Raw genomic sequence first — 18577 nt, 5'->3', positions numbered from 1 at the left:
TCTATTTTACTGTATAAAAAAATCTAATTCATGATAGTGTGGATGATGTCCTAAGGCATCCTCACAATTCTCGCAAATAGCCTTGATTTGTACATCACCGTTAGGTTTATAAGTAACCATCTCTTCTTTTTCCTTTGCTGTTAATTGATCTAACCCCAGCATAGATGTATCAACACGTTGCTGCTTTAGTTGCCCTATTTCCTGACCACAGTGTCTGCACATATACACAATAGACAAACTGGGAACCTCCTCGAATAACTTTAGCTAACAGTTAAAGTTTATCCGAATACCAAGTAAAATATACAAAAAGAGCTTTGTTAATGTGTGTTTCAACTTACTTCTTTTATGCTTATGAGCGGATTACTGATTATATTCATTCATCACTTCTGGAAAAGGAGCTTGCAACCAAGCTTCACATGCATCAGCAGCGCGTTTTATACTATCGCTAACGTCATCAGCTTCCCCTTTAGAAAAATCACTTAGCACATAATTTACAATGGAAATAGTTGAAGCGGTCGGTCTACCCACACCAATTCGTATTCGTTTGAATTCTTTTGTCCCTAAATGGTCAATAATTGAACGAATACCATTATGTCCACCATGTCCACCTTTCTGGCGTAAACGAATTCTTCCAGGAGACAAATCTAAATCGTCAAAAACAATTAAAACATCAGCTATATCTATATTGTAATACTCCATCAGCGGTCTGACAGCGTCCCCTGACAAATTCATGAAAGTCTGGGGCTCTATGAGCATGACCTTCTCACCATGCAGCGTAGCGATCGTATAATCTCCTTTAAATTTTGATTTATTTAAGTCCCATTGATGCCTTCTAAGTAATTCATCAATAACCATAAAGCCAACATTATGTCTTGTATGTTTATATTTTTTACCAGGGTTACCTAATCCTACAATACACTTCATAATCTTCTTCCTTTACTACAAAGTCTTCGTCACCGTTATCATACAATACAACAAACCCTCCTGTACAGGAGGGGTATATTGTAATATAGTTTAAAATATTAATTTTAATCTTCTTTTGATTCGTTCTCAGATTCAGGCTCTGCATCTACTAATTCAGGCTCTGCATTTTCGTCAGGAGCTTCTTCTACATCCTCCAACGTATCCGGCGGTACAATGGTTGCAATAGTAGTATCGGCTTCATCTAATAATTCGAAGTTTCCTGTTGTAGTTATATCTGAAATAGCAATGCTATCTCCTACCTCAAGTTCGGAAATATCTACTACAATTTCTTCTGGAATATCAGCAGGTTTAGCACGAACCTGTAACTCGTACATTGGTTGTTGTAGTACACCGCCATCTTTGGTCCCTTTTGCTTCACCTTCTAGGCGAAGTGCCACTTCAACATCCATTTCTTCTGCCATATTAACGATATAGAAATCAGCATGAATGAGCTCATCTTTCAACGGATCGATTTGATATTCATGTAACATAACATTTACTGGCTTATCATTGCCAACATTAAGTGAGATGATCGCATTTCTTCCTTCATCTCTTACTGTTTTTACTAGTTCAATGCTATCTACTGAAATCGATTTAGGATCGATTGCCTTTCCATATAAAACAGCTGGCACTCTACCGCTGTTTCTTATTTCTTTCGTTGCTGATTTTGTTTGATCCTCTCTTAAAGTTGCTGCTAATTTAACTGCCACGTTGATCACCCTCCAAATTATTTGAAAAACTTGACTTATCAAGATTTACGAATTATCAAAGTCTTACTCTTCTGTTTTTGTCTGTGTAACTCTTGTAGTAGTTATATTAAAAACATCCATAATAGAGAATACCCATATCTAACATACTCTAAACATCTAATCGAACAGGATACTTACAGATTGCAATTCATGTACACGAATAATCGCTTCTCCAATAAGTGGTGCGACGGATAATTCTGTGATTTTTTCAAGTTGCTTCTCTTCCGGTAATGGAATGGAATTAGTGACTACCAGTTCCTTAATTCTAGAATTATCAATTCGCTCAATAGCTGGACCAGATAATACAGGATGTGTACAACAAGCATACACCTCTTTAGCACCATTTTCTACTAAGGCATTAGCAGCAAGCGTAATTGTACCTGCTGTATCAATAATATCGTCTATAAGGATAGCTGTCTTTCCTTCAATATTACCTACAATGTTCATCACTTCTGCCACATTAGGCCTTGGTCTACGCTTGTCTATAATACCGATTGGAGCTTTTAATCGATCGGCCATTTTACGTGCACGTGTAACGCCTCCATGATCTGGAGACATAATGATGATGTCTTCTAGATTTTTCTTTTCAAAGTAGTCGGAAAGAATTGGTACACCTTGTAAGTGATCTATAGGAATATCAAAGAAACCTTGAATTTGCGGTGCATGTAAATCAAGCGTTATTACTCGGTCCGATCCCGATGTCTCTAATAAATTAGCAACAAGCTTTGCTGCAATTGGCTCTCTGGAACGAGCTTTACGGTCCTGTCTAGCATAACCATAGTATGGCATCACAATATTAATTGATTTGGCTGAAGCCCGTTTTAAAGCATCAATCATAATTAATAGCTCCATGATATGCTGGTTTACTGGTGAACAAGTAGATTGAACTACATAGACATCGCAGCCGCGGACGCTTTCCTCAATATTAATTTGAATTTCTCCGTCGCTAAAACGAGACACGGTACATTTTCCCAAATTTGTACCTATATGTGCTGCTATATCTTCTGCTAGTTTGGGATTAGAATTAAGTGTGAATACCTTCAAAGATGTATCCTTGTACGTAGATGCCATGAGTAAGAACCCTCCGTTAGTCTTTTTGTCTGTTTTTTATTTTAGATGCGTATCCTTCTTTATTCGTTTGCCTAGATCTTGCTACTGACAAAGAATCTTCAGGGACATCTTTTGTAATTGTTGAACCCGCTGCAACATAAGAGCCTTTTCCAACAGTTACTGGTGCAATTAGATTCGAATTACACCCAATAAATGCATCGTCTTCAATGGTAGTTAAATATTTATTCTTCCCATCATAGTTTACAGTTATTGTTCCACAGCCGATATTAACATTTCGTCCAACGTCTGCATCGCCAATATAACTTAAATGGGAAACCTTGCTCTTTTCAGCTAGTTCAGTTTTTTTGATCTCAACAAAATTGCCGATCTTAGCCTCATCACCGATAGAACTTGATGGACGAATATGTGCATATGGGCCTACCTTTACATCATTTCCTAGTTTACTGTCACTAGCAACACTTTGTTTAACAATCGTACCTTCCCCAATATAACAATTTGTTATTTCTGAGTGTGGTCCAATTGCACAATTTCCTTTTATAACCGTGTTTCCTTTTAGAATGGAACCCGGATAAATGATCGTATCTGCTTCAATCTCGACATCGGGTTCGATATACGTATGATCAGGATCTATAATAGCAACACCGTTACGTAAATGCTTTTCATTAATACGATGTTTCATTAACCTTTCGGCTTGAGCCAAAGCAACACGATCATTTACGCCCAATGTCTCGTCAAAATTCGTTGTCATAAAAGCACTAACCTTTTCTTCTTCCTTTTGAAGAATTTCAATAACATCCGGCAGGTAATACTCACCTTGCGAATTATCATTCGAAACATTTTGTAAAGCGTGAAATAAAGCTTGATTATCAAAACAGTATGTACCTGTATTTATCTCATCTACAAGAAGTTCTTCCTCATTGGCATCTTTTTGTTCTACAATTCTTTCCACTTCGTTAGTTGCTTTGTTACGAATTACTCGTCCGTAGCCAAAAGGATTTGGGGCCTTAGCAGTTAGTACTGTTGCTTTCGCTCCAGTTCGTTCATGATGCTGAAAGAGATCTTGATATGTTTCACCAGTTATAAGCGGCGTATCTCCACAAACAACAATCGTTGTACCTTCTTTATCTTTTAACAACTCTTCTGCCTGCAGTACAGCATGACCCGTGCCCAATTGTTCTTCTTGAACGACGAACTCACATTCACTCCCGATCCGCTCTTTAACCTTATCTGCTCCAAAACCTACTACGGTTACTACTTTATTTAAATGAACCGTGTTTATCTGATTTATGACATGTTCTACCATTGGTCTGCCCGCTACGGGATGGAGTACTTTGTATAGCTTTGATTTCATTCTCGTACCTTGCCCTGCTGCCAGCACAACAGCATATCGATTCGACATAAAGGAAACCTCCATCATTTCTAATTATCCATTATGAATATATCTTAAAAACCTTTCCATTTCAACAAATAAACCGTGTGAAACAAGGTCTTACATGATGTAAAAGTTTCCATTAAATGCGTATTTAAGCATTTTTATACCTATGTATTCCAATAAAATATTATATAAGTTATGTACTTTCAGACAAAAAAAGAAGGCTAACCTGATGTAGATTAGACCTCTAGTTGTATTAAAAAATGTGCGTTTTACGAAGCTCCAGCTTCTTCATACTTCACTTCAGCTTCACCAGCACGATGGTATTCTTCTAAAACAGCGTCTTGAATCTTTGCACGTGTACCGGAATTAATCGGATGTGCGATGTCTCTAAATTCACCATCTGGAGTACGCTTAGATGGCATTGCTACAAATAGTCCATTGTTCCCATCAATAACACGGATATCATGGACAACAAATTCCTGATCCAAAGTAATCGATGCAATCGCTCGCATTCTACCTTCTGTATTAACGCGGCGCAATCTTACGTCAGTTACTTCCATGATGTATCACCACCTTTTCCCATTTGAATCTATATTAACTAGTTCAACAAAACTATTAAAAGTCCTGCTAAATTATTAAAAAAAATAAAATATTTTCAAATGTAAGGTGATTAACAGGTGATTTTCCTCATATGGTTCCTCCTAAACGCTTCACAAAAGCAGAAATCACACTTATATAACAACAATCACATTAATTCCCGTCCATGCTATTTGTAAGAAAATTACCTGGATGGACATCTATATTTTTTTCTTTCAAATCGACATTGGAAATTTTAATTAACGATGTATAATTCTCTACTACGCGTTCCTCTTCTTCATCGTCTGCTTCAGCTAGTACACCAATTGCTTTTACTTGAGCATTAAACTCCTCTAACAAATTAATCATTCCTGTAATGGTGCCTCCTGCTTTCATAAAGTCATCGATAATACAAACATTAGATCCTTCTGTTAAGCTTCGCTTAGGCAAAACCATTGTTTGAATTTTTCTTGATGACCCAGAAACATAGTTAATACTTACAGATGAGCCTTCTGTTACTTTTGGATCTCTCCGCACGATAACAACCGGCACTCGAAGGAAAGAGGCAACCGAATAGGCTAAAGGAATTCCTTTGGTAGCAACCGTAACCACAACATCAATATCCATTTTGGAGAATGACGATGCAAATACACTTCCAATCTCTCTTACTGTCTTTGGATCACCTAGCAAATCACTCATGTAGAGATAACCACCGGGTAGAATTCGCACTGGATCTTCTAGCTTTCGGCATAGATCATTAATAAAAGCTTTATTTCTCCCATTATTGAACTCAGGAATGTATTGAACGCCGCCGCCAGCGCCAGTAGTTCGTTGTAAATAACCAATGCCCTCTTTTTGAAATACCGTGTCAATTATATCAAGATCTTCACTTACAGAAGCCTTCGTTGTCTCCAAATTGGATACAAAGTAAGGCAACTGCGTATGTTGCCGTGGATTCTCTAGAAAAAAGTTTGTTAAAGCAACCAAACGATTACTTCGTTTCATAACCACACCTCAAAACCGAATATTTCTCTTTAATATACCATTAACATATGCTTTTTATCAATTTTTAACCTAATAATCGAACATAATATACTTCTTCGCAAAATCCTCGCATCCCATTATAAATTCTCCTTGCCTTGCTTTCCTGCTCTACTAAGCCATATACAGTCGGTCCACTTCCACTCATCAGCACACCTTGAGCCCCTGATTGACGCATGGCCTCTTTAATCCGTTGTACTTCCGGATATAACTCAACGGTTATCGATTCTAGCGAATTTCCTGAATGGATGCAAAGTTTTTGAAAATCATTTTCTCGTAACGCTTGGATTATTTTATTTGTCTGCGGATGGGCAAGCTCATTTATAATTATTCGCTGGAATATTGTTTTAGAGGATACGCCGATATCAGGTTTCGCTAAAACAACCCAACACGGCGGAGGCGAAGGGAGTGGCTCAATAATCTCGCCACGTCCTTTCGCAATACCGGTCTTTCCATATATACAAAAGGGCACGTCCGTTCCGATAGTTGAACCTAACCTCGCTAACTCATCATTCGGTATGCCTAATGACCATAATCGATTCAGCCCTCTCAAGACGGCAGCTGCATCTGTGCTACCGCCCCCTAATCCTGCTGAAACGGGTATGTTCTTTTCTATATTGATATGAACCCCTGCTCGGATTCCATATATTTGCTTCAAGGCATATGCTGCCTTAAAAGCTAAGTTTCGCTCGTCACTAGGCACAAACCTGCTTTCCAACGAAATTTCAATACGATCCTGCTTTAGCTCGTATAATTTAATTCGATCTGACAGATCTATCGTTGTCATAACCATTTCTATATTATGGTAATTATCTTCTCTTTTACTTAACACATCGAGTGATAAGTTTATTTTAGCAGGGGCTTTCTCAAATAGCGCCATCACCCGTCACCTTCTTGTACATAGATAATGAAATTGTAACATATTAGAAATCACCAAGCGAATTCAAAGAAAACACATCCATTCAGCTTTCTCTAGCAGCAAAAAGGCAAATCCTATTAGGATCTGCCTTTTTGCTGCATGTTCGCTTCGGCCATTTCAATAGCACGTTTAACCATATTTCCAGCATCCCTAGATTTTATGCCGCCCCAGCCTTCGCTTTGCACCGTGTCGTAAAATCCTAACTCTTTGGCAATTTCTTCTTTCAAATGGTCTGACATCATCCCTCTTCGTCTAGCCACGAAAGAACAACCCCCTTCATTTAAATGAGTAGTAATTCCCTTACGACATGCTTAGTATGGCTTAATAGGTTCTCGAACAATCCCGTTATATGTATACAAAAAAGGAAAAATTTTATGGTTCATCCCAAATAACTTTTGGATAGATTTTAAAGTGATTGTTAAACCTAAATGTACGTCATTAATATATCGAAGTATTATTGACGAATAATTCAGTTATTTTAATGTAAAATAAAAGCAGTAAACCTTTAGGGCTACTGCTCAATCACGGAAGCAATGGTATGTTCGTCTGAAAAACTTAGTTCCACTGTTTCTGTTAAAACGTCTGCATAGCTGTATGAAACACGTTCGAATGCATTTTCTTCTTGGTCAAGCTCAACGATAAAGACAGAAGGATATGTTTCTGCTAATACGCCTGAACGTTCAATCGTTTTCCTTCTGCCACCGTTCGCTTTAAGCTTTAACCGTTCACCAACATGACCTTCAAGACCTTGCTTTATTTCGATTAATGTTTTCGCCACTATACTCCACCTCACTGCAAATAGTGTACCATAAACTTGTACAAATGTCAAATAAAACTTATCATTATAACAAGTTACCAAATTTAATGTCAACAGTTTAATTTGTCGATTAACCCTATTATTTGTATATGTTAAATTTTTATGTATATTTTTTTCAAAAAAGTGGTAGGTATAGTTCGGTAAAACGCTTGTCCTTATTTCATACGGCAACCTTACCTGCCAAGGTAAGTTGCTTAATCCATCGATTCTTGCTCCAAATAAGGCATACCAGTCCGCAACAGTCCTTTTGTCTCTACGCCCCCCATACCCTTATCTCCTGTCAGCGTGTTCCTCAATGCCTCCCAAACACTAACCCTTTCCATAAATGGTGTATAAGCTATCTTTGCTGCGATATATACCGGGTCTAATGCATGTATATTGATCCGTAGTGGCGAACTGGCAAAGTTCGCACCAGCACGTATTAATGACTCAAAGTGAGATTGACATGCTCCCGCAAATATGATGAGCTGGTCTAGGTTAGGGTTAATTTTTCTGGCTTCACGTACTGTCTCAACAAAAAATTTGGAATGTCGATATGCACGAATATCACTTTTCTGCCCTTTATTTTTAGAGAAGGCATCATGGCCGGTAATTACAATAATATCTGGCTGTATCTTCTCCACTAACTCTCCAATTTGAAGCGGCATTTCACGCTCTTGTAAATGAACACCATGCACTTGCAGTCCTATACGCTGATATAGTTCAATACACTTTCTTAAATACATCTGATCGCCATCAAGGTGAAGTACTTTCGCAGGGAGTTGAAAAAACATGGTTTCATGCTGGTATCCATCGGTTGCCTGGTACTCCCGTTTTTCTTTCATTAATTGATAATCTTGTCGAAATAATCGATAGGAGAATTCCTCTTTTTCCTGCTCTCTTTTTCTCCGTTTCTCAAGCTCCCTCTGCTGAACCATTTCCAAATCAGTTACCGGCGCATCTGCTTTGAGACGGATATCCTCGCCATATAATTCAACGTTTTCTCTTTTTACCGAGGCTACTCGAAATAATAAATCATGATTATACGATTGTCTCGTTACTAAATCACCTTTTGCAAAGCTCATACCTTCTCCTCACAGCCTTCCTACCAAGCATTCTGATATAGCCTATGAGGAGGCAGCTAAAACTGTGCGTTTATCTAAAATTCAGCCTTCGTTTTTATCTTCCTTTGGCTGGATCCGATATAAGGTATTAGCCAACAATGCAAACTCTTCCATCGTCAACGACTCTCCACGTCTATTGCCATCAATCCCCGCCTTTTCTAAGTACTGGGTAACCTGTTCTTTCGTAAACAAGCTTTGAAAATGATTGGTTAAATTATTGCGAAGGGTTTTTCTTCGTTGTGCAAAGCTAGCCTGAACCATTCGAAAGAAAAAATCCTCATTATCAACTTGGACAGGTGGTTGAATGCGCTTCACTAACTTCAGAATACTTGAATCGACATTTGGCTGTGGCATAAACGCGCGTTTAGGCACATGCATAACTACTTCTGCTTTTGTGTAGTATTGGATGGCAATACTCAGCGAACCATAGCTTTTATTATTGGGGCCAGCTGCCATGCGTTCAGCTACTTCTTTTTGTATCATGACAGTAAAACTATTCACTGCGAGATCCTCACGTAATATTTTCATAAGAATTGGCGTGGTAATGTAATACGGTAAATTAGCAACAAGATGTATCGGTTGCTCATGCTTAAAGTACGTTGTGATCATATTCGCAACATCGGCCTCTAATATATCTTGATGTAAAATAGTAACATTTGGATAGGGTTCTAATGTGTCTGCAAGAACAGGTAACAGTCGTTGGTCTATTTCAAAAGCGATAACTTGATCAGCATGAATGGCTAATTGTTCTGTTAACGCTCCAATGCCTGGACCGATTTCTATAGCTCCAGCACCTTTCTCAATACCAGCATGTTCAATAATGTTCTCCAAGATATTGCTATCGATTAAAAAATTCTGTCCTAAACTCTTTTTAAAGGAGAAATGATACTTCGATAAAATTTCTTTTGTACGTGACGGTGTTGCTATAAATTTATTCGTTGTCATGCTTATCCTCCTGCCAAATCTGCGCAATAGCTGCCTCAAATTCTTGTTTGGTTATCTGAAACATGGTGAGCCGCTTTAGTAATTGTTTGCCATTCATATGACCAATTTGAAGTATCTCTCCTAAGCGTTTTCTTTTTTGAGCTGCTTGTGCGCCGCCAATTAAGCCATAGTTAATTAAATCTTGTTTGGTAATATCGCTGGTTTGTGTTTCATTCAATTCATAAACTTCTGAGAGAGCTTGTTGAATGGACTTCATCGAGGCATGCTCGATTCCTAAACTTTTATTTATACCAGAATGCTTCGCTGTTGCTTCTTGTCGCGTCAAAAAAGCATGTTTGCAGCCAGATACTGCTTGATCAATAATATGACGAATACGTTCCCCTGGATAATCTGGGTCTGTAAAAATAATGACTCCTCGCTTATCCTTGGCATGTTGTATTTGGGTTAGAATCGTTTGATTAATTGCTGAACCATTTGTTTCAATTGTATCCGCATCAACTGCTTGGCGGACTTTTGCTGTATCATCTCTTCCTTCTACCACTATTACTTCTTTTATCCTCACATTATTTCCTCTTTCTACACTCATTCATTTTAGCCTTTTTTACTTTCCTCTAGTTCGATTAAAGCTATACACTTATTATAATACAAAAAATGCTCTTACCTCTATGGTAAGAGCATTTTTATTAATTAATGACCTTTACAGTAACGGTTTTTCGACCCCAATTGTAGGCAGCTTGTTTCGAAGGTACATGAACATCAATACGATTGCCTACAATATGACCACCGGTATCTCCAGCAATCGCCTCCCCATATCCTTCAACCCAAACTCTTGACCCTAACGGAATAACGCTTGGATCTACAGCAATCACTTTTTTATTCGGATTCGCGTTTAAATTTATACCTGTCGTAGTAAATCCACTACAACCACTACAGCTTGCAGTATAGGCACTTGCAGACATTGTATAGGTTTTTCCGCCTTGCGAACGATCATTTGCGTTTTGTGCGTTATTACTCTCTGAACTTGCTTCGGATTGCTTGGGCTTTTTAGTTGATAACGTAACCAAATTATTATCTTTCTGTTTCGTACCGATAGCTACTACTCGATCTTCACTTTCTTCGATGACGTTCTCATCTACTAGTTCTTTACTTACTTCTTTTCCATTTTCTTTAACAATTTCATAAACTTTCTCTACTTTGCCTTCTTTCCCTTCAGAGAGGACCCTTTTCTCTCCTTTTGGAAGACTGCTATCATTCTTCTCTTCCGTCGAAAAGGCTATTGTTTCAGTAACTTCATCTTTTTCTGTTTCAACACGTACAATCGAGACGGTTGTATCTTTCGTAACTTTTTCACCCAGAGCCGGTTTAATCTTATCCGCTCCATCCTGGTCAAACTTCACCTGAGATTCTTCTAACAAATCGGCTACAGTGCCGCCTGTTGTCCATACTGTTTTCTCTTTTCCGCCATTATTGATGGTAACTTGGTAGGCTTGCTTAACTTTAATATGTAATCCATCTTCTATTGCATCTTCTGGCTTAAAAGAAACATCATCTCGTTGCTTAAAAGAAAGGTTATTTTCTTCTAAGAATTCATTTATTGTATCTACCGTTGTATAGTAATTCTTCTGTTCATCGTCAATTGTAACAGTCACTTGTTTTGCTTGTTTGTACGAGATTTCCATTCCATTTTCAACGGAATCTGCTTTGTTATGAGATAAGTAATCATGTTCTCCAACAGTAATTCCAACTTCAGCTAGTAATTCTTCTACGGTGTTTTTATGCGTCTTTACAGTTTGTTTCTTGCCGTCTTCAGCAATAACCACTTCTGCTTTAGTAGCATCAAATAAGACGAGTCCGGAAAACACAACAAGTGCCAAAACACCAATGCTCGAAATAACCAGCTTCATTGTCGACGCCGGCATTAGCTTTGAAATTATTCGCATGCTTCTGCCTCCCTCTTAATGCATTTTGATTATATTAACACTTATATGCAAAGTCAAAGTAATTCCGTTTACGTTTAAGTTACAATTAGATTACATAGAAAAAAGAGAGCCCTTTTTTATTAGTAAAAATACCTCATAACCATTGATACATAAGGGGTTTATTAGAATCGATTATTTCATAAAAAAAGAAGCTTAACATTTACGTTAACCTTCTTTTTATACCGTATTTTTCCTATTTTTTTACAAATTATTTTTCTTTTTTTACAACCGTCATAAGTTTAAACCAAAGAGAGAAATAGCGTTTTTTGTCGTGTTTTCACAAATTTCGTCCAAGGTTGTTTCTCGAAGTTCTGCTATTTTTTCTGCTACTAATTTAACATAAGCTGGTTCATTTCTCTTTCCTCTATTGGGGTGAGGAGCTAGGAAAGGTGCATCAGTTTCAATTAACAACCGATCCATAGGAACCTGCACCGCTACTTCCTTTGGTAAAGTAGCATTTTTAAAGGTTACTGGTCCTCCTAAAGATATATAAAAATTCATATCTAAACATGTTTGTACATAATCTGCTGAATCGTTGTAACAATGCATGATTCCACCAATCACTTCCGCATTTTCTTGTTTGAGAATATCAATAATATCCTCGGTAGCTTCACGATTATGGATAATAATTGGCATATTTACTTTTTTAGCCAATCGAATTTGCTTTCGAAATACTTCTTTTTGTACATCCTTCGGTGATTTATCCCAATGATAATCCAAGCCCATTTCACCGATCGCCACAACTTTTGGATGGGAAGACAACTCTTCAATCCAAGCAAGCTCTTCACCTGTCATATCAATGGCATCAACCGGATGCCAACCAACTGCTGCATATATTGTTTCATATTGTTCAGCAATTTCAATTGCTAAGGGAATGGTTTCACGATCAAAGCCAACAACCACCATATATTTAACTCCAGCATCAAAAGCGCGCTGAATCGTTTCTTCTCGATCTTCAAAAAAATCTCTTGCGTTTAAATGAACATGGGTATCAAACAACAACTTCTTCACTCCTCAGTTATAAACATAAGCTCTTCTTATTGTTGAAAAGACCAAACTCGTTGAGATTGGTCTTTTCTGCTTCATTATTTTACAACGGAACCGTTTGGTAAGTTTTCTTCTACAGAAGCAAGTACAAGCTTCCCATTTTCATCTTCACCACATAGAATCATACCTTCTGATTTTTCACCACGCAATTTAGCTGGCTTCAAATTAGTGACACAAATTACTTTTTTTCCTACTAAATCATCTGGTTGATAATATTGTGCGATTCCTGAGACTACTTGCCGCTTTTCAGCACCTAAATCCAATTGCAATTTTAATAATTTATCCGCCTTTTTTACTGGTTCTGCTTTAACTACCTCAGCTACTCGCATATCTACTTTCATAAAATCATCAAAAACAATTTCATCTTTATTTGTTACTTCTTGATTGCTTGTCTTTGGCTCTTGAGCCGGTTTTTGCATCATTGCCTTGATGGTTTGTACTTCTTTCTCTACATCGAGTCGTGGAAAGATTGGACTTCCTTTTTGAACAATTGTACCAGTTTTAATCTGTCCTTCCTGATAAAGGCTATCCCACTCTTTTAATGTTTCATCTGTTATATGAAGCTGCCTGAAAATTTCTGCCGGTGCTTCTGTTAAGAATGGTTGAAGCATGACCGCTGCTTTACGTAGATACTCCGCAAGATGGGCCATTACATTTCCTAATCGATCCTTATTTGCTTCATCCTTAGCTAATACCCAAGGTTCTGTCTCATCAATATATTTATTGGTGCGGCTAATCAGATGCCATAACGAAGATAAGGCGACAGAGAACTGCATATTTTCCATCGCTTCCTCTACTTTGCGAATGGATTCATTGCCAAACGCTTCAAGTGACGCTTCAAATTCTGTTTCCTTGGCAGTATATGCTGGAATTTCCCCATTAAAATATTTATTGATCATCGCAATCGTACGATTCAATAAATTTCCTAAATCATTTGCTAGGTCATAATTCGTTCGCTCTACAAATCCTTCGGGAGTGAACACACCATCTGACCCAAATGGTACTTCGCGTAGCAGGTAGTAGCGAAGTGCATCTAATCCATATCTATCCGTAAGCTTAACGGGATCGACTACATTTCCTTTTGATTTTGACATCTTGCCATCTTTCATTAATATCCATCCGTGCGCAAAGACTTTTTTTGGCAATGGAAGATCTAAAGCCATTAACATAATTGGCCAATAAATGGTATGGAAACGAACGATCTCTTTACTCATTAAATGGACATCGGCCGGCCAAAATTTTTGATATTTGCTGTCATCATCCGTCCCGTAGCCTAAAGCTGTAATATAGTTTGTCAATGCGTCAATCCATACATAGATAACATGCTTGGGGTCCCCAGGTACTTTAATTCCCCAATCAAATGTCGTTCTAGAAACAGCTAAATCCTCTAGGCCTGGCTTAATAAAATTATTCAGCATTTCATTCTTACGGCTTTCCGGCTGAATAAATTCAGGGTTATCTTCATAAAATTGCACCAATCGATCTACATATTTACTCATTTTAAAGAAGTAAGATTCTTCTTTCACCTTCTCTACTGGTCCGCCACAGTCTGGACAATGTCCATCCTCTAGTTGTCTTTCCGTAAAAAAGGATTCGCAGGATGTACAATACCATCCTTCATATTCATCCAGATAAATATCGCCTTGCTTAACCAATTGATCAAATATGTTAGCTACAATTTTTTTATGTCGTTCTTCCGTTGTTCGAATAAAATCATCATTTGATATTTTTAACTTTGACCATAAATCCTTTATACCGCTTACGATTTCATCTACATATGTTTGTGGAGAAACACCTTTTTCCGTAGCTTTTTTTTGTATCTTCTGCCCGTGCTCATCCGTTCCGGTTAAATACATAACATCATATCCACGCATCCGCTTATACCTAGCAATCGCATCGCCAGCCACTGTCGAATACGCATGACCAATGTGTAAATTTCCACTTGGATAGTAAATCGGTGTTGTTATATAAAATGTTTTTTTATTATCTGCCATTTATCTTACCTCCTATTTCCACCTGCATCCATAAACTATTACTATTGTAGCTTTTATCCTGCAATTTGCCAAATAGAGTGCAATATCATCTAATTTGGACAATTATTAGAAAAACAAAATCGAATTATGTCGAAAAATATTACTTGTTTATTTCCTATTTTTTCCTATACCTCTTCAGTATTGCCATAATCACAGTGGATAAACCTTGTCATATCAAGGTTTATAAGTTGTTTATAAATAATTAAATTTTCAGGTAAATATTTATTGACAGAAAAAAGAAACACTGGTATTCTATTGCTTAGAGCGATGTCGAAATATGACGATTTTTTTAATACAACAAATTTTAGGAAGAACGAAGGCCTCACTGACAAGTAAAATGCCGCGTTTTTCTAACCTTAGGGGGAAAGAAATTGAAATCTACCGGAATTGTACGTAAAGTTGATGAGCTTGGACGTGTCGTTATTCCAATGGAGCTTCGTCGTACACTGGAAATTCAGGAGAAAGATGCGATGGAAATCTATGTAGAAAATGACAAAATCATTCTTAAGAAGTATAAGCCCAACATGACTTGTCATCTTACTGGCGAGGTCTCAGATGAGAACCTTTCTTTAGCGAACGGCAAACTTGTCCTTAGTCCTGAAGGCGCACAAGAACTGGTTAAAGAGATAGAATCACGACTTAACAAATAAGTATAATAAAGGTATAGTGTGATGGTACATTACACTACATAAAATGAATTATACTTATCGCTATACATGTAATAAAGGTCTGACGTTCATCACTACGTCAGACCTTTTTTATCTATAACAAATTTTATTCTTGAATGTGGTAGGCTTGGTAAACGTCTCGCTTCGGCAATTGTCTTTCCTTAGCGACTAGTTTAATGGCCTCTTTACTTGAATTAGTTTGACTTTCTAAATAATGGTTTACATGCTCAATGATAGATAGATTACTCCACCATAATCGGTCCATATCCTGATCTTCTTCCGCTCCATCCAAAACAATACAGAATTCGCCCTTCATTTCTTTTTCACTAATATGTGAGATTACTTCAGCTAATGTTCCGCGAATAAATTCTTCAAATCGTTTGGTTAATTCTCTAGCAAGGACAACCTGGCGATCGCCAAGCTGCCCATGTAGAGCCTTTAAAGTATCCTTTAAACGATATGGGGACTCATAAAATAATAATGTCGCACGCAGGGGTTTCAGCCGCTCGATCTCCGTTTCTTTTTCTTTCTTTTTTCTTGGCAAAAACCCATAGAAATAAAATTCACTTGTTGGAAGCCCGGATCCAACTAATGCACATAATGCAGCATTAGCCCCTGGCAAGACCACGACGGGTATTCTCTTCCCAATTGCTGCTTGTACAAGGTCATGTCCTGGGTCAGAAATCGCTGGCATCCCTGCATCACTTACAAGAGCAATCGATTCTCCATTTTCTACTTTTGTTAATAATTGATCTTCACGAGCCAACTTATTATGTTCGTGATAACTAATGAGCGGTGTGTTCAAATCAAAATGCCTTAGTAGATTTTTTGTATTCCGCGTATCCTCAGCTGCTATCACAGATACGGATTGGAGAGTTTTTAGCGCTCGATAAGTAATATCTTCTAAGTTCCCTATTGGTGTAGGAACAATATATATTGTTGCCGTTACTTGATCATAACTTTTTTGAATCTGCATGGTTCATCACTTCTTTCAACTTGTCACGAATCATTCGAAATTTCTCTTTTCGTGTCAATTGTTTAATTTCGTATTCCTTTCTCATTGCTTCCGTTTTACTGGCGAACCGTTCAACATAAACAATTTGAAAAGGGCCCCTACCTCTGGTGTATTTTGCACCTTTTCCCTCTTCATGCATCCTGACTCGATGCTCCAAATTATTGGTATATCCAGTATATAATGACCCATCATTGCATTTTAATATATATACCACGTGGTTATTTTCTGTCATATATAATATCCTCAGCTTCTTCTGTATATGATCCATTGGCTTGATAAATATAGAGTGGAGGTAAGATTTTTAAATCTGCCTTCCCATCCCTTGTTCCTTCAATTAATAACATATTTGCTTCTTTTCCCTGCTTTGGATAAACAAATTGCAATCGTTTTGGCTCCAACTTATATTTCCGAAACAAACGGATGATATCGACTAACCTACCAGGACGATGTACCATGGCCACTTTGCCTCCTGGTCGCACATAGCGTTTACAGGCTTTGATAACATCCTCTAATGTACAATATACTTCATGCCTGGCTATCGTTAAATATTCATTATGGTTATGCTCTGTTTTAGATGGTGTTGGAAAATAAGGAGGATTGCAAGTAACTACATCAAAATGACTTTGGAGCAAACGCGTTTGTAAATGGTTTAAATCACCGTGAATCAGCTCAATTTGACTCGTTAACTGATTCATTGCAACATTTCTCGTTGCCATTTGATAAATTCGATCCTGGATTTCAACTCCAGTAATAGAACCCTTTGTTTTTCTCGATAGTAGTAAAGGAATAACACCATTGCCCGTACATAAGTCAAGTATTTTTCCTTTTTTAAATGGAACATAAGCAAAATGAGCCAACAACACGGCATCAAGAGAAAAAGAAAAAGCCGAAGGACTCTGTATAATTTTCATGCTGTTATCTGCTAGTAAATAATCTATTCGTTCATCATCATATAACTCAACCTCAACCATTTAGTATTTCCTTTCTGAATGAACATGAAGCTTATGATTCAGGAGCTGCTTTACTTTCATAGCATTAACTGTAACAAAGGCTGCCCCGAAATCGAGACAGCCATACATCATGTATCTTACTTCGTTTTATTTAGGAAGTCTAAGCAAAAAATGCAATCTTCATTTCTTCTTGGACTGCCGAATTCCAAATTACAAATATGAAAGCCTTCCTCGTATAAACGAGCCAAATTATCATACCCTTCACCAGGAAAACCTTTGTTCACTTCTGCATGATTATCATTGTCTGCGTTGTCCTCTTTTGTATGTTTTAAGTGACTACGTAAATTATGATTCTCCATGGCTAGTCGATGATTCTCTTCTAAAAGGTCGCTCAGTTTACCTTTCAAATCACCTAACTGTTCGTATAATTCGCCAATTTGCTTTTCCATATCTGAAACTTGATCAAAAATTTTCCTGTTCTTCACGCTACTCACCCCGTTATTCTGTGGCTTGCGCTAAAATTCCTTCATCAATTAGTTCATCTAAAGTATATTCGATTACTCTTTCTTTTTCAGGTATTTCGATTTGGATGAGTCGTTCTAAGATGTTTAAACCAACTACTTTACCCTTTCCATATGGTGTCTCCATTGATTGTCCGATATCTGGTAATTCACGTTTGGCTACTTCATAATCATCGTTTTCATATTTTAAACAACACATTAACCTTCCACATAGACCAGAAATTTTTGCAGGATTTAAGGAGAGATTTTGATCTTTTGCCATTTTTATAGATACAGGTTCAAAGTCACCTAGAAAAGTGGAGCAGCATAGCATTCTGCCACAAGGACCGATTCCTCCTAACATTTTTGCTTCATCACGTACACCAATTTGACGAAGTTCTATTCTCGTCTTAAACATTGCGGCAAGATCTTTTACCAAGTTTCGAAAGTCTACACGACCATCAGCAGTAAAGTAGAAAATAATTTTATTACGATCAAATGTATACTCCACTTCTACTAAATTCATATCTAAGTCATGTTCTCTAATTTTTTCCAAGCACGCTTGAAATGCTTTTTGTGAGCGTTCTTGGTTCTCCACTACTGTTAATTTATCCTTATCGTTTGCGAGTCGAATAACTTTCTTTAGTGGAAGAACAACATCCTCCTCATCAACCTGTTTATTGGTAAGGACAACTTTACCAAACTCAATTCCACGGATGGTTTCAACGATGACATAACTATCTAACAGAATCGTCTCTTCCCCCGGATCAAAATAATATATTTTACCCGCTTTCTTAAAGCGAACACCGATAACTTCTATCATTCC

Annotated in this window: 22 protein-coding genes; 1 reads left to right on the top strand and 21 read right to left on the bottom strand. The window is 37.5% G+C overall.

Annotation, left to right across the window (positions count from 1 at the left end; all coding sequences use genetic code 11):
- Window positions 1–6: 6 nt before the first annotated feature.
- From fin to metG, 16 genes are all read right to left on the bottom strand, one after another.
- Window positions 7–228, bottom strand: a complete 222-nt coding sequence (gene fin / locus JKP73_RS07415) for an anti-sigma-F factor Fin (RefSeq protein ID WP_306465020.1) — start codon at window positions 226–228, stop codon at window positions 7–9.
- A 132-nt stretch (window positions 229–360) separates the two neighbouring features.
- Window positions 361–924, bottom strand: coding sequence for an aminoacyl-tRNA hydrolase (gene pth / locus JKP73_RS07410; RefSeq protein ID WP_021290357.1), 564 nt, complete (start codon window positions 922–924; stop codon window positions 361–363).
- 104 nt (window positions 925–1028) lie between these two features.
- Window positions 1029–1673, bottom strand: a complete 645-nt coding sequence (locus JKP73_RS07405; protein WP_021290356.1) for a 50S ribosomal protein L25/general stress protein Ctc — start codon at window positions 1671–1673, stop codon at window positions 1029–1031.
- Between the two features lie 156 nt (window positions 1674–1829).
- A complete protein-coding gene (locus JKP73_RS07400; protein WP_021290355.1) occupies window positions 1830–2783 on the bottom strand; it encodes a ribose-phosphate diphosphokinase in 954 nt (317 codons plus the stop codon).
- A gap of 16 nt (window positions 2784–2799) precedes the next feature.
- The gene (gene glmU / locus JKP73_RS07395) at window positions 2800–4182 is read right to left on the bottom strand and encodes a bifunctional UDP-N-acetylglucosamine diphosphorylase/glucosamine-1-phosphate N-acetyltransferase GlmU (protein ID WP_021290354.1); all 1383 of its coding nucleotides are present in this window, start codon (window positions 4180–4182) and stop codon (window positions 2800–2802) included.
- 245 nt (window positions 4183–4427) lie between these two features.
- Complete coding sequence (spoVG, locus tag JKP73_RS07390; protein ID WP_021290353.1) at window positions 4428–4718, bottom strand: septation regulator SpoVG; 291 nt, start codon at window positions 4716–4718, stop codon at window positions 4428–4430.
- A 190-nt stretch (window positions 4719–4908) separates the two neighbouring features.
- Window positions 4909–5739, bottom strand: a complete 831-nt coding sequence (purR, locus tag JKP73_RS07385; RefSeq protein ID WP_021290352.1) for a pur operon repressor — start codon at window positions 5737–5739, stop codon at window positions 4909–4911.
- Window positions 5740–5803: 64 nt separating this feature from the next.
- Window positions 5804–6655 carry a 4-(cytidine 5'-diphospho)-2-C-methyl-D-erythritol kinase gene (ispE, locus tag JKP73_RS07380; RefSeq protein WP_021290351.1) on the bottom strand — a complete coding sequence of 284 codons (852 nt, stop codon included), beginning with the start codon at window positions 6653–6655 and terminating at the stop codon, window positions 5804–5806.
- Between the two features lie 116 nt (window positions 6656–6771).
- Window positions 6772–6954 (bottom strand): small, acid-soluble spore protein, alpha/beta type, encoded by a 183-nt coding sequence (locus tag JKP73_RS07375; RefSeq protein ID WP_021290350.1) that lies wholly within the window; start codon window positions 6952–6954, stop codon window positions 6772–6774.
- 251 nt (window positions 6955–7205) lie between these two features.
- The gene (gene veg, locus JKP73_RS07370) at window positions 7206–7472 is read right to left on the bottom strand and encodes a biofilm formation stimulator Veg (protein ID WP_021290349.1); all 267 of its coding nucleotides are present in this window, start codon (window positions 7470–7472) and stop codon (window positions 7206–7208) included.
- 233 nt (window positions 7473–7705) lie between these two features.
- Window positions 7706–8575, bottom strand: a complete 870-nt coding sequence (yabG, locus tag JKP73_RS07365; RefSeq protein ID WP_021290348.1) for a sporulation peptidase YabG — start codon at window positions 8573–8575, stop codon at window positions 7706–7708.
- Between the two features lie 81 nt (window positions 8576–8656).
- Complete coding sequence (gene rsmA, locus JKP73_RS07360; protein ID WP_021290347.1) at window positions 8657–9559, bottom strand: 16S rRNA (adenine(1518)-N(6)/adenine(1519)-N(6))-dimethyltransferase RsmA; 903 nt, start codon at window positions 9557–9559, stop codon at window positions 8657–8659.
- Complete coding sequence (gene rnmV, locus JKP73_RS07355) at window positions 9546–10121, bottom strand: ribonuclease M5 (protein WP_021290346.1); 576 nt, start codon at window positions 10119–10121, stop codon at window positions 9546–9548. Before rnmV ends, rsmA begins: the two co-directional genes overlap by 14 nt.
- Before the next feature lie 121 nt (window positions 10122–10242).
- On the bottom strand, window positions 10243–11499 hold the full coding sequence (locus JKP73_RS07350; protein ID WP_200411056.1) for a resuscitation-promoting factor: 1257 nt from the start codon (window positions 11497–11499) through the stop codon (window positions 10243–10245).
- Window positions 11500–11769: 270 nt separating this feature from the next.
- Window positions 11770–12540 carry a TatD family hydrolase gene (locus tag JKP73_RS07345; RefSeq protein WP_021290344.1) on the bottom strand — a complete coding sequence of 257 codons (771 nt, stop codon included), beginning with the start codon at window positions 12538–12540 and terminating at the stop codon, window positions 11770–11772.
- An 83-nt stretch (window positions 12541–12623) separates the two neighbouring features.
- Window positions 12624–14579: a methionine--tRNA ligase gene (gene metG, locus JKP73_RS07340; protein WP_021290343.1), complete on the bottom strand. Its 1956-nt coding sequence runs from the start codon at window positions 14577–14579 to the stop codon at window positions 12624–12626.
- Window positions 14580–14989: 410 nt separating this feature from the next.
- Between metG and abrB the strand changes: the two genes are divergently transcribed.
- Window positions 14990–15268, top strand: coding sequence for a transition state genes transcriptional regulator AbrB (abrB, locus tag JKP73_RS07335; protein WP_021290342.1), 279 nt, complete (start codon window positions 14990–14992; stop codon window positions 15266–15268).
- A gap of 124 nt (window positions 15269–15392) precedes the next feature.
- Here abrB and rsmI read toward each other — a convergent pair whose 3' ends face one another.
- The 5 genes from rsmI to JKP73_RS07310 form a co-directional block, all read right to left on the bottom strand.
- A complete protein-coding gene (rsmI, locus tag JKP73_RS07330) occupies window positions 15393–16262 on the bottom strand; it encodes a 16S rRNA (cytidine(1402)-2'-O)-methyltransferase (protein ID WP_021290341.1) in 870 nt (289 codons plus the stop codon).
- Window positions 16240–16533: a GIY-YIG nuclease family protein gene (locus JKP73_RS07325; protein ID WP_200411055.1), complete on the bottom strand. Its 294-nt coding sequence runs from the start codon at window positions 16531–16533 to the stop codon at window positions 16240–16242. The genes rsmI and JKP73_RS07325 overlap by 23 nt, the downstream gene beginning before the upstream one ends.
- The gene (locus tag JKP73_RS07320) at window positions 16520–17272 is read right to left on the bottom strand and encodes a tRNA1(Val) (adenine(37)-N6)-methyltransferase (RefSeq protein ID WP_021290339.1); all 753 of its coding nucleotides are present in this window, start codon (window positions 17270–17272) and stop codon (window positions 16520–16522) included. Before JKP73_RS07320 ends, JKP73_RS07325 begins: the two co-directional genes overlap by 14 nt.
- A gap of 116 nt (window positions 17273–17388) precedes the next feature.
- On the bottom strand, window positions 17389–17736 hold the full coding sequence (gene yabA / locus JKP73_RS07315; RefSeq protein WP_021290338.1) for a DNA replication initiation control protein YabA: 348 nt from the start codon (window positions 17734–17736) through the stop codon (window positions 17389–17391).
- Between the two features lie 13 nt (window positions 17737–17749).
- Window positions 17750–18574, bottom strand: a complete 825-nt coding sequence (locus JKP73_RS07310; protein ID WP_021290337.1) for a PSP1 domain-containing protein — start codon at window positions 18572–18574, stop codon at window positions 17750–17752.
- Between the last annotated feature and the right edge of the window lie 3 nt (window positions 18575–18577).

The organism is Virgibacillus salexigens (assembly GCF_014905415.1).
Classification (GTDB): Bacteria; Bacillota; Bacilli; order Bacillales; family Amphibacillaceae; genus Virgibacillus; species Virgibacillus salexigens.
Note: the sequence above shows the minus strand (reverse complement) of the source record. Positions and strands in the feature narration are given on the sequence as shown.